Below are 11488 nucleotides of genomic sequence, written 5' to 3' on the forward strand. Positions count from 1 at the left end.
GGCGGCCACGCTCGCCCTGGCCGCGCCGGCCGCCGCGCACGCGGAGGTCGAGGCCGACACCCCGCAGGCCCTGGCCGAGAACGTCACCCTCAGCTTCGTCTCCGAGGCCGAGTCCGACTCGGTGGGCTTCACCGAAATGCGTGTCGTGCTGCCCGAAGGCATCGCTCCCGGTGACGTGACGCTCGGCGAGGCGCCCAAGGGTTGGAAGCTGAAGGCCACCAGCGACGGATACACCGTCGGCGGCCCCGCCCTGAAGGCCGGCGTCGACGCCGAGCACAAGATCAAGGTCCGGCAGCTACCGGATGCGAAGGAGGTCGCGTTCAAGACCGTCGAGGTCTACAGCGACGGGAAAATCTCCCGCTGGATCGAGCTGCCCAGCGGCGGCGAGGAACCCGAACAGCCCGCGCCGATCCTGACATTGAAGGCGGCGGCACCGGACGCTACCCCTCTCAGCCCGAGCCCCACCGCAAGTGAGGCGCCCAGCCCCACCGCTACACCGTCGGCCACCGAGTCGGGCACCACGGCCGCGGGCGCCGAAACCGAGAACGCGGCCGCCGAGGAGGACGAGGGCATCTCGGCGAGCGTGATCATCGGCGGGGTGGTCGTGGCCCTGCTGGTACTCGGTGGCGGAGCATGGTGGCTGGCCAAGCGGCACACGGCGTCGTCGCACAATTGACCCACTGCCTGTCGTGTCTGTGGGGCGGCGCCGCTGCCGCCCCACAGGCGTTCGGGTGGTTCTGCAGGTGAAAACGCGAGCAACGTTTGTCGACGGTTTCGGGTAGCCCTTAGCGATCACAGAGCCCTGAAGTGTCGATGAGAACCAGCAACGCATTGAGCTCAACACCTTGCCCTGTTCTCGTATATCGCCGGCAACATCGACATCGCCCTTGTCGCTGCGGGCGTTGTTCGCCCCCGACACGAACACCCTGGTCGCCGGCTTCCCCAAGCCCAAGCAGCACACGCCGTATCCGTACGACATCTACAACGCACTGCGGGATCAAGCGGGTGAAGTTCGGCGGCCGCTGGTGGATCCTCGACTCCTCTTTCCCCCGGTGCCGAGCAGGTCAAGGGGGGAGTCGCCCGCGCAGAACAGCCGAAGGCTCGCCGGCTACATGACCCTGGGGAACTGATGTTGTGGTCCGCCTCGTAGCTCGTATAGGCCAGGAAGTCGGCCTGGTCGGCGTAGCCACAGTTGTTGGCGCTTGGGCACCGACCCGTCCGTGGCCTCCGTACCTGCGTGCTGGGTAGCCGACGCGTTGGACGGAACTTCGACGGGTGGCGCGGTGAGCCGGGCACGACGGAGAGCCGGGAAGGCCGCCGCGACCGCGAGTGTGGCGACCACGCAGAACAGGCCGCCGGTGACCACCGCGGCGCGGGCGCTGGTCAGTTCGGCGAGAAAGCCGACGGCGGCGTTGCCCAACGCGGGCGAGACGCTGGCCTGGACCATCCACAGACTACTGACCCGCCCGCGCAGCTCGTCGGGCGTGCCGTGCTGGAGCAGCGCCGAGCGCAGCGTCTCGGAGATCAGGTCGCCGAGCCCGGCGAGGGCCAGCAGCGTGAGAGCGAGCGGGAGGTACGAGGTGGCGCCGAAGCCGGTCAGTGACAGCCCCCACAGCAGGACCGCGCCGATCAGGGCGTGACCGCCGGCCCGGCCGGTCCAGCCGCTGGTGGCCGCGCCGATCAGAGCTCCGAGGGCGGGTGCGGCGTACAGCAGGCCCACCACGCCCGGGCCGCCGCCGAACTGCTGGTCGGCCAGGACGGGATACAGCGCCTGCGGCATCGTGAAGACCATCGCCGCGGCGTCGATGAGCAGCAGGCCCACGATGAGACGGTGGCCGCGGACGAAGCGGACGCCGTCCGCGACCGCCTCGAATGCCTGGCGTACGCCCTTGCCGGCGTGTGCCGTCGTCGGTGGGAGCGGGCGCACGAAGTACAGGGCCGCCGAGAAGACGAGGAACCCGGCCGCATCCACGGCGTAGCAGGCGGCAAGGCCGGGGCCCGCGATGAGCACGCCGCCGACGGCGGGTCCCAGCAGCGCCGCGAGCTGGGTGGATCCGGAGGCCAGCGCGCCTGCCGCCGCGAGGCGTTCGGTGCCCACGAGGGCGGGGATGGCCGCCAGCATGGCCGGGCCGCCGAGTCCGGCGAGTAGTCCGGTCAGCGCGGTGGCGACGTAGAGGGGCCACACCTGCGGGTCCGGTAGCAGCGCGTTGACCGCCAGGGCCGCCGCTACGAGGGTGAGCGGGAGCCGTGTGGCCAGCATGAGGAGGCGGCGGTCGTGGCGGTCGGCCAGGACCCCTCCGACCAGCACGCCGACCACGAGCGGCAGGGCCCGGGCGAGGCTGACCAGGCCGATGTGCAGCGGCGATCCGGTGAGTTCGTAGATCTGCACCGCCACCGCGACGCTGGTCATCAGGGTGCCGAACATCGCGCCGAGGAAGCCCGCGTACAGCAGGCGGAAGTCGCGGCTCTCGCGGAGCGGGCTGAGGTCCATGGCGAGACGGGCCGGGCGGCGCATGAGGCGGCTCCAAGGAGTTAGGCGAGCCTTACCCGGATCACTGTGTCGATCGAACTCCTTAAAGTCAACACGTGTGAAGTTCAGTGATTGCTAGCCTCGGGGCCGATGAGCAATAACCCTGCTGCCAGACGGCGGCCGACCCACCGCAAGGGCCGCCCCACCCTCACCCGCGAGTCGGTCGGCCAGGCCGCGCTGAACTTCATCGACCACCACCCCGCGGCCGAGCTGACCATGCGTTCACTCGCGGCCGACCTGGGCGTCTCGCCCCGCGCGCTCTACAACTACGTCGAGGACCGGCGCGACCTGTTGACCGTGGCCGCCGAGCTCTTCGAGTCCGAATGGCAGGCGCCGGCGCTGGAACCGGGGCTCTGGCGGGACAGTCTGCGTGCGTACTGCCGGGACTTGCGGGCGCACTACCGGCGCCATCCCGGCATGACCACCCTCGCGTTGACCGAGAACATCACGATGGCGCGGCATCCGACGATGCTGCGCAACGTGGACGCCCTGATCGAGTTCTTCGAGAGCGCGGGGCTGTCGCTGGCGGATGCCTACCGCGCGTGCATGGAGACGGTCCGGTTCGTCGTGGGGTTCGTGGAACTGCAGGACAGTCTCTACGACCGGCCGCCCGCCCACCTGGAACCCGCGGACCTGGAACAGCTGCCGCCGCCGTGGCTGCGCTCCGAGACGGAAGACGAGCTGCCGAACCTGAAGCGGGTCAGCGCGTTGGAACCCGACTCACCCGACACGCTCTTCGAGTTCTCCATGGACATCTACGTCGAAGGGATCGCCGCCCGCAGGCAGGCTTGAGCCGCGCTCATCGCCGGCCCTGGGATCCGCCGTCACTCGGCGGCTGTCAGCGGTGGCCCGCGCCTGGCCGGTCAGTAGTTCGGCAGGGGCCTGATGGTGACGTTCTTGGAGACGGTGACCTGGTCGATGTCGGTGGTGCGTACGGTCAGCCGCATGGTCCAGGTGCCGGGCAGCGGAAGCCGCAGGCTGTCCGACCACCAAAAGCCCCCCTTGTTCACGAGCTTCGCGTCCAGCGGGCCGATCCGCTCGCCGCGATGGGTGAGGGTGAGGCGCATTTCGGGGACGGTGGCGACACCGGTGTCGGACGCGAACACCAGGGCCTGCACGGTGTTCTCGCCGACCTGACCCGGGTCGAAGGTGATCTGCACCTTGCCGTTCCCGTTCGGTGTGCCAAGGTCGAAGGGAACTGTCACCACCCTCGCCGGAGGCCGTTGGGAGGCGGTGGCCGCTGCGGCGCTGTCCGCGGCGGCGCGGCTGGGCTGGGTTCCGGTGAGCACCGTGGTGATCGCCAGGACGACGACACCGAGGACGGCCTCGGCGGCGACCGAGCGGCGCAGCACCCGCCGGTACCGGTCGGATGCGGACGGAGGGCCGGACGGGTCGGATGCGGACGGGGACTCGGAGGGGTTGGAGTTGTCGGCGGGATCGCGCGGGCTGGGTGGCCCGTCACCATCCCCGCTCTCGGCTGTGCCACCGTCCGACGAGGCGCCGACGCCCACGCGCTCCGCCACGCGGACGCGCTGGGGCACGACCGCCGGGAGGGTTTCCGTCGGCTGTGGCTCGTGGATGAGTTGCGCGGTCCACTGGCGGGAGAACGCCGCCGCGATCAGCACCAGGAACACGGCAGCGACCTTGAGGGTGAGGGTCCTGCCGTACTCGGTGGAGGACAGGGCGTCCCAGGATCCGACTTGACGCCAGGACTGGTAGACGCCGGTGACGACCAGGACGACGACCGCGGTGAAGGCCAGCCGGGAGAAGCGTGCGACCGCCGTTGCCGGGATCACCGTGCCGGCGGGGGCCCGGAACAGGGCGAGAGTCAGCGCGACCAGACCGCCCAGCCATACCGCCATGGCCAGCAGGTGCAGAACGGAGACCGGGATCGCCAGCGGGACCTGGAGCCCGGCCGAGGCGTGCTCGGCGGCGGCCCGGGTGAGGGCCAGGCCGGCGGCCAACACCGCGCCCGCGGCCCGCACCCCGAGCCCGAACCGCGGTGCGTCGGCGGGCGGCACGGTTGCGCCCGCGGTGGCGGTGGACGACGTGTCCGTAGGGTCAGCGGCGGGCTCCTGCCGCGTCTGCTCGGCCATGCGGCGGTGTCGGTTGGTGAGCAGCGCCGCGAGGATGCCTGCGGCGGCCAGCAGCAACAGCCGTGTGCCCAGGGCCGCCCCGGTCCTGCCGGTGACGGTCGTGCCCAGGAGTGAGAGGTCGGACACCGCGCTGAGGCCCTGGCCGGTCTCGTACGGGCCGCGGAGCAGCAGCAGGACGACGGTGGAGACGGCCAGCGTCGTCCAGCCGCCGATCAGCAGCTTGCGCAGAGGGCTCAGGCGTGCACCGGCGGGCCAGCAGAGGAGGGGGAAGACGGCGACGCCGATGAGCAGGGCGAGGCCGCCGTAGGCGACGTAGCGGAAGAACCCGTAGAGACGGGAGACGGCGGTGTCGTCCGGTGACTCGGTCGGCACCACGGCGGTGGTGGCCGACTGTTGACCGATGGAGAAGGTGAACGCGCCCGAGATGGGGTGGCTGTCCGCGGAGACCACGCGCCAGGACACCGTGTACGTGCCCTCGGACAGCTTCCCGCGCAGCATCACGCGAGCGGTGTTTCCCTTCCCGCCCAGGTGCGTGGGCGCACCGCGGTCGGCCCGCTCGTTCTTCGGAGACAGCACGCGCAGGGAGCCGTCGGAGAGGTTGACAGCTTCGGTGAAGGCGAGTGTCACCTGCTTCGGGGCTGTCTTGAGGACGGAGGTGTCGGCCGGGTTGGAGTCGCTCAGGGAGGCGTGGGCGGAGGCGGGGCCGGCGCCGCCGAGGAGGAGGGCAAGCACGGCGCCGACCAGTGCCAGCGCGGTCAGCGGTTTCCTGGCCCGGCGCGTTGCCGTGTGCATGAAACGGTCTCCAGGTCGGTGGGTCGTACGCTGTGGACGGGGCCCTGCCGGGCCTGCGGTGCTGTGGGGGCGGCGTACCGCTACGACGTGCTCGGCGCCGGGTTCGGGCCGATGCCCTGCAGTTGCCGGATATTCCCGCCGAGCTTGGCGCGGAGCCCTTCCAGCATCTCCGGCTTCGCGGCGACGACCCAGCGTGAGCCGACGAGGTACTTGCCCCCGTAGATGGAGGCGGACTCCAGCCAGGTGTCCTTGTACTTCTCCTCGGGGAAGGTCGTGATGCTGTAGTCGACCTTCCCCGTGTGGCACAGGCCCTGGCGCAGTTCGTCCGCGTCGATACGGATCTTGGGCTTGCAGCCGGTCAGGTTGGCGATCACCTCGACCTTCGCCGGTGCCACCACCGCCGCCGCAGGCGCGTCGGAGATCTCCGGCGGCTTGCGGTTCGCCACAGCGCCGTCCTCTCCACCACCGCTGCAGGCCGTGGCCAGGGGAAGAAAGGCCAGACCTGCGGCCAGAGCGGCACCGCGCATGAGGCGGGCGGTGGGCTGGCTACGGCCGGTGCGTCCTCGTGACGACTGTTCTGGCTGCTCGGGATGCTGTGGCACGTGGCTCTCCGGATCCGGGCTGTCCTGCCCGCGCAAGCGGCCAGGCGTACGACAGAGAGTACGGGTGAACATCGATGGCTGTTCACCCCGTATGTAACCAAAGGCCCGTGGGGCGGCCGGAACGCCGCCCCACGGGCCCTCACTCATGCCGAGGCGCGGGTGCGCTCGGGTTGAACGGTGTGCGCGTTGTGCTGGTCCGCCCAGTGCTGCAGGGCGCTCATGCAGGCGTGGTCGAGGTGCCGCAGTCCGGCGAGGTTGAGCTCGATGGGCCGGTCGGCGGGCAGCTGCTCCAGGGCGTCGAGGATACGCGGCAGGCGCAGGAAGGTGGCGTGGCCGGCGATCCGCACCTGCACCGGGCCGCTGCCCGGCTCGGTGACGTCGATGTGCACGTGAGAGGTCTCCCAGGCCGTCTTCACCACCGCCAGCAGCAGTCCGATCAGGACGCCCTCGAACATGTTGGTGACCAGGATCGCCCCCGCCGTGATCACCAACACCACGGCCTCGCCCCGGTGTTCGCGCCACAGCGGGCCAAGCTCCTTGACAGGCAGGAGCTTGAAGCCCGCGTGGATGAGAACGCCGGCCAAGGCGGCGGTCGGGATCACGCCCAGCGCGCCGGGCAGCAGGGCGGCGAACAGCAGCAGCCACACGCCGTGCAGGACGCGGGAGGCCTTGGTGCGCGCGCCCGCCTGGACGTTGGCGGCGCTGCGGACGATCACCGCGGTCATCGGTAGTGCGCCGAGCAACCCGCACAGGGTGTTGCCCGCGCCCTGGGCCATCAGCTCCTTGTCGTAGTCGGTGTTCGGTCCGTCGTGCAGCCGGTCGACCGCCGCTGCGCTGAACAGCGATTCGGCAGAGGCGATCAGCGTGAACGCGACGATGGTGGTGAGCAGTCCGACTTCGGCCAGCTGGCCGAAGTCGCTCCCGGCGGGCGGCTGGATCGACTCCACGAGGCCGCTGACCTGGACGCGGGCGACGGGCAGGTCGAAGACGACGGTGGCGAGGGTCGCCGTGCCGACCGCGACGAGCGGACCCGGCAGCAGCTGTGCCTTGCCGGGCAGCTTCTTCCACAGCGTCATGACGGCGACGGTTCCGGCACCGATGGCGACGGCGATCAGGGCCGGGTCCGAGAACAGGACGTCACCGGCGAGGCCGGGCAGTCCGGCGATGTTCGCGGTACCAGTGCCGGGGGCCTTGCGGTCGGCGAGCGCATAGAGCTGTCCGAGGATCAGCACGAGGCCGATGCCGGCGAGCATGCCGTGCACGACCGACAGCGAGATGGCGCGGAAGAAGCGGCCCAGACGCAGGGCACCGAGGGCGAGTTGGAGCAGTCCGGAGGCGAGGACGATCACGCCGAGGGCGGGCAGCCCGTACTCCTGTACGGCGGTGAGGACGAGCACGGTCAGGCCGGCTGCGGGTCCGCTGACCTGGAGGCTGCTGCCGGGCAGCAGCCCGGTCACCAGGCCGCCGACGATGCCGGTGATCAGGCCGAGTTCGGCCGGGACACCGGAGGCGACGGCGACGCCCACGCACAGCGGCAGGGCGACGAGGAAGACGACGAGGGAGGAGGTGAAGTCGGTGCGCAGGGCGGACCGGAGGGAGGACAGAGGTGAGGTCATGGCGTTCTCTCTGTGGGGGAAGGAACGTCGCGTGCGGAGCGACCGGAGCGGACGGGTGTGTGCGGGGCCGTGGTCCGGTCGGGTCACAGGGGCTTGAAGGCGCGGCGGCCGGGCGCGGCGGCGAGCACTTCGCCGGTTTCGACCGTGTAGTACCAGGCGTGCAGCCGCAGCCGCCCCGACGACAGGCGCCGGGCGATGAAGGGATAGCTGCGCAAGTGGTCGAGCTGGGTGAGGACGTGCTGCTGGGTCACCGCGACGGGGTCCTCGCCGAGCCCCTGGGCCTGCCACGGCTCGTCGGCCCGGGCCCGGTGCCCGGCCCGGGACAGCCAGCGTCGTACGAGTGGCATCGTCTGGACGTTCTGCTCGCGCATCAGCCCTTGGACAGCGCCGCAGTGCGAGTGGCCGCACACGATGATGTCGGGGATCTGCAGGGCCTGGACGGCGAATTCGAGGGATCCGGCGACACCGCAGGCGGCCTGCCCGCGGTAGGGCGGGACGATGTTGCCCGCGGTGCGCAGCTCGAAGAGGTCACCGGGGCGGGCACCGGTGAACAGGGCGGGGATGACGCGGGAGTCGGAGCAGGAGATGAACAGGGCCTGGGGCTGCTGCCCGCGGGCCAGCCGGGCGAAGTCCTCCTGCTGGTCGGCGATCTTCGCGGGGAACGTACGGGCGTGCTCGATGAGCGTGTGCATGGATATCGGCCTCGTGACTCTTCGTGGGGCTCTCAGAGAGGGAAGGGTGCGAAGAGTGCGTGCTGCGCGCGTCCGGGTACGCGTCAACGCGCGGTGGGGAGCGGTCGGTTGAACGCTCGTCCCACGACGGTGGTGGTGCGTACCGGTGGTGAGGAGGGTGCGCGGAGCACGCTGCCGATCAGCAGCGGAACGTCTGCAGAGTGCTGGGGGTAGGGGCGAGTCCGGCGCCCGGGTTCCATGCCTCTCGCGCGGTGCGGGGATGTGCCGGCCCGGACACCACGGTGAGGGACACGTGTGTCTCGTCCGCGATCGCGTCGGTGGCGAGCGACGGTGTCTCGACGGGGTGACCTGTCCGGGGCGGCAGGGCGAGGGCCTCGGCGTCGGCCTGGTGGTGCTGCCAGCCGGTACCGACATGCGGCACGGCAGATGAGGAACCCTGCTGTTTCCTGGACTCCGGTTCGATTGCGGGTGCCATGGAGGACACCGCGCCGGATGTGACCAAGGAGTGGTGGGGCGTCCCGAAGTGCAGCAGGACAGCCGCGGCGAGCAGCACGACCGCTGCCGCCATACGACGTATCACCACTGGACCCCCGACGTTTCGCTCGTGCCGACGCCAAAACGTTACCGGCCTGCGCTCCTTGGACATGCTGAACTCCCGGGTGGAAAAGGTGACATGGGCAACACCGGCGTTCTCGTTGCAAGAGCAATCACCCGCTTCGGTGGAGCTTGCCGGATGTAGGCAGCCGGTGAGGATTGCGCGGCGGTGCGGCGCTATCCGGAGACGGCGGCGAGCCGGCGCAGGGCCGCGGTGGCTCGTGAGCGCAGGCGCCGCCGGACGGGCTCGGGCGGGGACTTCGGCGCGACGATCTCCTCGCGGGCCGCGGCATCCTCTGTCGACGGGTGGGGCGGCTGGGTGTGCGTACGGGCGACCTCGGTGCGTACGAGTGCGCCGATGGCGGCGTAGACGTCCTTGGGCATGGCGATGCTCCTGCGGTGCTGTCAGGGGAGGGAGGGGACCGGCGGGGTGCCCGCGCGCACGTCGGGGCGGGGCGGCCTGTTCCTCTCAGCAGCGCAGGACGACCGAGCCGAAGGGCGAACCCGGGGTGGAAGCACCCGTCACGGCGGGTGACACGTTGCCCGGCGACGAGACCGCGGGGAAGCCGGGCGTGGTGCCGGACATGACCGGGGGATGAGAGAGATCCGCGAGTTGGCGTGGCCCGTAGCCGGACGCGGCGCAGGACTGGCGCACGTCGCCGTTCCGATGACCTTCGGCGCCCACCGCGGTCGCGACCACCGGCGTTGCCGTTTCGCAGAGGTGCGCGCTCGGCGCGGCGGCATGGAGTCGGCAACCGTCCAGGTCGAGCGCGGACAGGTGCGAGGGGCCGGGGCTGAACGTCGCGTGCAGGAGAGCCAGGAGCGCGAGCAGCACGACAGCACCCAGGCCGCGGGCTGCCGCGGGCTTGGGTGCTGTCGTGCCGGGGGTGCGCCGCATCCGGATCTCCTGGTCTGCTCCCCCTCAGAGAACCCCCGGATGCCGGGCGGTGCGGTCCGGATAGGGCCGATCGAGGCCGGAATTCACCCGATGCGGTGATTTGCGGCAATGAAGATGCCCGAACGGGCGTCCGCCCGAGGTGCAGACGAATCCGGGCGGCGCGCGGGATTTCACGTCGCGCCGAGGCTTGCGCCGCCGCGTTGGGCAGCCCCTTTTGACAAGGACTTTATGTGCTCGATTGATTACTCTTTGTGCTCATGTGGGCTGGCTCGTTCTCTCGAAGCAGCCGCTCCGTGGCACGGACCGGAGCGGCGCTCTTGGTGTTGCTGGCCGCGCTTCTACATGTCCTGGCCTGCGCACACGGCCCTTCAGCCACCCCTGCGGGGCAGGCCGACACACCGGTGTTCACCTCTTCCGCGAGCTGTGGGCAGGCCCCCGAGCGGCCGCAGCAGACGACAGCCCGGCAGACGGATCCCGCGCGCAACAGTGATGTGCACTGCTGGGGGTTGGACGAGCCGACGGTTCAGCCCACGCGCGATGTCCCCGTGGCCGTCCCTGCGGTCCACGTCACCCCATCTGCCGAACACCTCGGCGCCCAGCCGCCAACCGCACGGCCGGCCCTTCAGCCCCTGCTCCCCGCACCCGGCGTGTCATCCGTCGGTCAGACGCGGTCCCGTATCGGCGTCTGGCGGACCTGATCGTCCCTGCCGCCGCCCCCGCACGACTTCGGCGCGGCAGCTGATCACCTCCGTCTCTTCCCCCGACATACGACCGGTCGCCGTTCGCGGCGCCGGCCGCAGGAGAAGCACGCCATGAAGCACCTCACCCGCACTGCTGTGCCCACCTCGCCCGCCCAGCTGCTGGCCGGCGCCGAACACCCGCTGCACACTGCCGCCGGCCTCGTCGGCGGCACCCCTGTCCTGTGGATCGGTGAACCCTTCGCGCCCGCCGGACGCGGCTTCTGGGCCAAGCTCGAAGGCCACAACCCGGGCGGCATCAAGGACCGCACCGCCCTGTACATGGTCCGTGCCGCCCGGGAACGCGGGCAGCTGCTGCCCGGCGCGCGGATCGTCGAGTCCACCTCCGGCACCCTCGGTCTCGGCCTGGCCCTCGCCGGAGCCACCTACGGCCACCCGGTCACCGTCGTCACCGACCCCGGCATGGAACCTCTCATGACCGGCCTGCTCACCGCGTACGGCGCCGAGGTCGACCTCGTCGACGTCCCGCACCCCACCGGGGGCTGGCAGGAGGCCCGCCGCCACCGCGTGGAGGAACTTCTCGCCCGTCACCCCGATGCCTGGTGCCCCGACCAGTACAACAACCCCGACAACGTGGCCGCCTACGCTCCGCTCGCCCACGAACTCGTCGCCCAGCTCGGCCGCATCGACACCCTCGTCGTCTCCGTCGGCACCGGCGGCCACTCGGCCGGCATCGCCTCCGTGCTGCGCGGCTACTTCCCCCGGCTGCGGGTCGTGGGCGTGGACACCACCGGGTCGACCATCTTCGGCCAGCCCGCCGCCCCACGTCTGATGCGCGGCCTGGGCAGCAGCATCTATCCCCGCAACGTCGCCTACGACCTGTTCGACGAGGTCCACTGGGTCGCCGCGCCCGAAGCCGTGTGGGCCGCGCGGCGCCTGGCCCGCCACCACTACGCCGGTGGCGTAGTGG

The 11488-nt window shown here is 71.0% G+C and carries 12 protein-coding genes; 4 read left to right on the top strand and 8 right to left on the bottom strand.

The window, feature by feature from the left end; genetic code table 11:
• Both O3Q52_RS38015 and O3Q52_RS38020 read left to right on the top strand, forming a co-directional pair.
• The coding region (locus tag O3Q52_RS38015; protein ID WP_269653155.1) for a DUF1775 domain-containing protein at positions 1 to 676 on the top strand (676 nt) is incomplete at its 5' end.
• 226 nt (positions 677 to 902) lie between these two features.
• A complete protein-coding gene (locus O3Q52_RS38020; protein ID WP_269653156.1) occupies positions 903 to 1130 on the top strand; it encodes a hypothetical protein in 228 nt (75 codons plus the stop codon).
• Here O3Q52_RS38020 and O3Q52_RS38025 read toward each other — a convergent pair.
• The gene (locus tag O3Q52_RS38025) at positions 1109 to 2515 is read right to left on the bottom strand and encodes an MFS transporter (protein WP_269653157.1); all 1407 of its coding nucleotides are present in this window, start codon (positions 2513 to 2515) and stop codon (positions 1109 to 1111) included. The genes O3Q52_RS38020 and O3Q52_RS38025 overlap by 22 nt on opposite strands.
• Positions 2516 to 2620: 105 nt before the next feature.
• Between O3Q52_RS38025 and O3Q52_RS38030 the strand changes: the two genes are divergently transcribed.
• The gene (locus tag O3Q52_RS38030; protein ID WP_269653158.1) at positions 2621 to 3322 is read left to right on the top strand and encodes a TetR/AcrR family transcriptional regulator; all 702 of its coding nucleotides are present in this window, start codon (positions 2621 to 2623) and stop codon (positions 3320 to 3322) included.
• A 71-nt stretch (positions 3323 to 3393) separates the two neighbouring features.
• Here O3Q52_RS38030 and O3Q52_RS38035 read toward each other — a convergent pair whose 3' ends face one another.
• The 7 genes from O3Q52_RS38035 to O3Q52_RS38065 form a co-directional block, all read right to left on the bottom strand.
• Positions 3394 to 5418: a copper resistance CopC/CopD family protein gene (locus tag O3Q52_RS38035; protein ID WP_269653159.1), complete on the bottom strand. Its 2025-nt coding sequence runs from the start codon at positions 5416 to 5418 to the stop codon at positions 3394 to 3396.
• 80 nt (positions 5419 to 5498) lie between these two features.
• Entirely contained in the window at positions 5499 to 5945 is a 447-nt protein-coding gene (locus O3Q52_RS38040) for a hypothetical protein (protein ID WP_269653160.1), read from the bottom strand.
• A 218-nt stretch (positions 5946 to 6163) separates the two neighbouring features.
• The gene (locus O3Q52_RS38045) at positions 6164 to 7636 is read right to left on the bottom strand and encodes a SulP family inorganic anion transporter (protein WP_269653161.1); all 1473 of its coding nucleotides are present in this window, start codon (positions 7634 to 7636) and stop codon (positions 6164 to 6166) included.
• A gap of 83 nt (positions 7637 to 7719) precedes the next feature.
• Positions 7720 to 8328: a carbonic anhydrase gene (locus O3Q52_RS38050; RefSeq protein ID WP_269653162.1), complete on the bottom strand. Its 609-nt coding sequence runs from the start codon at positions 8326 to 8328 to the stop codon at positions 7720 to 7722.
• Positions 8329 to 8506: 178 nt separating this feature from the next.
• Positions 8507 to 8896, bottom strand: a complete 390-nt coding sequence (locus tag O3Q52_RS38055) for a hypothetical protein (RefSeq protein ID WP_269653163.1) — start codon at positions 8894 to 8896, stop codon at positions 8507 to 8509.
• A 203-nt stretch (positions 8897 to 9099) separates the two neighbouring features.
• Positions 9100 to 9306 carry a hypothetical protein gene (locus tag O3Q52_RS38060; protein WP_269653164.1) on the bottom strand — a complete coding sequence of 69 codons (207 nt, stop codon included), beginning with the start codon at positions 9304 to 9306 and terminating at the stop codon, positions 9100 to 9102.
• Between the two features lie 85 nt (positions 9307 to 9391).
• Entirely contained in the window at positions 9392 to 9820 is a 429-nt protein-coding gene (locus O3Q52_RS38065; RefSeq protein WP_269653165.1) for a hypothetical protein, read from the bottom strand.
• An 812-nt stretch (positions 9821 to 10632) separates the two neighbouring features.
• On the opposite strand from O3Q52_RS38065, the gene O3Q52_RS38070 reads away from it, so the two are divergent.
• Positions 10633 to 11488, top strand: an 856-nt coding sequence (locus O3Q52_RS38070; RefSeq protein ID WP_269653166.1) for a PLP-dependent cysteine synthase family protein, incomplete at its 3' end; no start/stop codon positions are given.

It is taken from the genome of Streptomyces sp. ActVer, assembly GCF_027270795.1.
In the GTDB taxonomy this organism is placed as follows: Bacteria; Actinomycetota; Actinomycetes; order Streptomycetales; family Streptomycetaceae; genus Streptomyces; species Streptomyces umbrinus_A.

What these genes read in the sequence shown, in the direction of transcription:
- O3Q52_RS38025 (WP_269653157.1), bottom strand. Translation starts at nt 2,515, where the DNA reads ATGCGCCGCCCGGCCCGTCTCGCCATGGACCTCAGCCCGCTCCGCGAG.
- O3Q52_RS38065 (WP_269653165.1), bottom strand. Translation starts at nt 9,820, where the DNA reads ATGCGGCGCACCCCCGGCACGACAGCACCCAAGCCCGCGGCAGCCCGC.
- O3Q52_RS38030 (WP_269653158.1), top strand. Translation starts at nt 2,621, where the DNA reads ATGAGCAATAACCCTGCTGCCAGACGGCGGCCGACCCACCGCAAGGGC.
- O3Q52_RS38060 (WP_269653164.1), bottom strand. Translation starts at nt 9,306, where the DNA reads ATGCCCAAGGACGTCTACGCCGCCATCGGCGCACTCGTACGCACCGAG.
- O3Q52_RS38050 (WP_269653162.1), bottom strand. Translation starts at nt 8,328, where the DNA reads ATGCACACGCTCATCGAGCACGCCCGTACGTTCCCCGCGAAGATCGCC.
- O3Q52_RS38035 (WP_269653159.1), bottom strand. Translation starts at nt 5,418, where the DNA reads ATGCACACGGCAACGCGCCGGGCCAGGAAACCGCTGACCGCGCTGGCA.
- O3Q52_RS38045 (WP_269653161.1), bottom strand. Translation starts at nt 7,636, where the DNA reads ATGACCTCACCTCTGTCCTCCCTCCGGTCCGCCCTGCGCACCGACTTC.
- O3Q52_RS38055 (WP_269653163.1), bottom strand. Translation starts at nt 8,896, where the DNA reads ATGGCGGCAGCGGTCGTGCTGCTCGCCGCGGCTGTCCTGCTGCACTTC.
- O3Q52_RS38040 (WP_269653160.1), bottom strand. Translation starts at nt 5,945, where the DNA reads ATGCGCGGTGCCGCTCTGGCCGCAGGTCTGGCCTTTCTTCCCCTGGCC.